We start from the raw sequence: 1,125 nt of genomic DNA, 5'->3' as shown, positions 1-1,125 counted from the left end.
GGTCTCCTTGCGTTGTAGAATGTCAGATATCGGGCGATCCCACTTCGGGCGGCTGACACGCTGTCGTAGGCGTGCAGATAGACCTCTTCATATTTGACGCTGCGCCAGAGCCGTTCGACAAAGACGTTGTCGCGCCAGGCCCCTTTGCCATCCATGCTGATCTTAATGTCGGCATCCTTCAGCGCCTTGATGAAGTCGATGGACGTGAACTGCGATCCCTGATCCGAGTTCATGATCTCCGGCTTGCCGAACCGCCGGATCGCCTCGCCCAAAGCTTCCAGGCATGGGGCAGTTTCCAGCGTGACCGACAGACGCCATGCCAGAACCTTGCGGCTGAACCAGTCGAGCACGGCGACCAGATAGACGAAGCCACGGGCCATGGGGATGTAGGTAATGTCCATGGCCCAGACCTGATTGGGGCGGCACACGGCGAGCTTGCGCAGCAGGTAGGGGTAAATCTTGTGGCCGGACGCGGGTTTGGACGTGTTCGGCCTGCGATAGAGCGCCTCGATGCCCATGATCTTCATGCAGGTCGCCACATGCAGCCGCCCGGCGGTGAAGCCTTCCTGCCTGAGCAGCCCCTTCATCATCCGGCTGCCCGCAAACGGGTATTCCATGTGCAGCTCGTCGATCCGACGCATCAGCCTGAGGTCCGCTGCACTGGTCGGGCGCGGTTCATAATAGAGGCTGCCGCGACTGACCCCCAGCAGATCGGCCTGTCGGGACAGGCTCAGCTTGTGGTCCGGGTCCGTCATTTCCCTGCGCTCGGCAACAGACCGGCCTTGTCGAGCGCTCCTTCCAAAAAATCGTTCTCCAGTGCCAACTGGCCGATCTTCGCATGAAGGGATTTCACGTCGATCTCGGGCGGTTTCGAAGCCCTCGGCCTGTCATCGAAGACATCCGAAACGCCGTTCAGAAGTTGGTCTTTCCACTGCTTGATTTGGTTGGGATGCAGATCGAACTGGGTCGCCAACTCGCTCATCGTCTTGTCGCCCTTCAAGGCCGCCAGTGCGACCTTCGCCTTGAATGCAGGGCTGTGGTTCCGTCGCGGTCGTCTTGTCATCTTCGCTCCTTTGTCTCGGCAACGCTGCCGGAGTGGGAGCAGAAAATCCACCTAACTCAACT

1 protein-coding gene is annotated in these 1,125 nt (G+C 59.6%); it reads right to left on the bottom strand.

What is annotated here, in order from left to right; translation table 11 throughout:
- Positions 1-1,063 (bottom strand): IS3 family transposase gene (locus ACFSUD_RS19605; protein ID WP_386376187.1). Its coding sequence is split into 2 segments (ribosomal slippage), with 1,064 coding nucleotides annotated over them: positions 1-799 and positions 799-1,063; the frame shifts between segments, so codons are not numbered across the junction. This gene is flagged as partial in the annotation.
- Positions 1,064-1,125: the final 62 nt, after the last annotated feature.

The organism is Sulfitobacter aestuarii (assembly GCF_042685005.1).
GTDB classification, from domain to species: domain Bacteria; phylum Pseudomonadota; class Alphaproteobacteria; order Rhodobacterales; family Rhodobacteraceae; genus Sulfitobacter; species Sulfitobacter aestuarii.
Note: the sequence above shows the minus strand (reverse complement) of the source record. Positions and strands in the feature narration are given on the sequence as shown.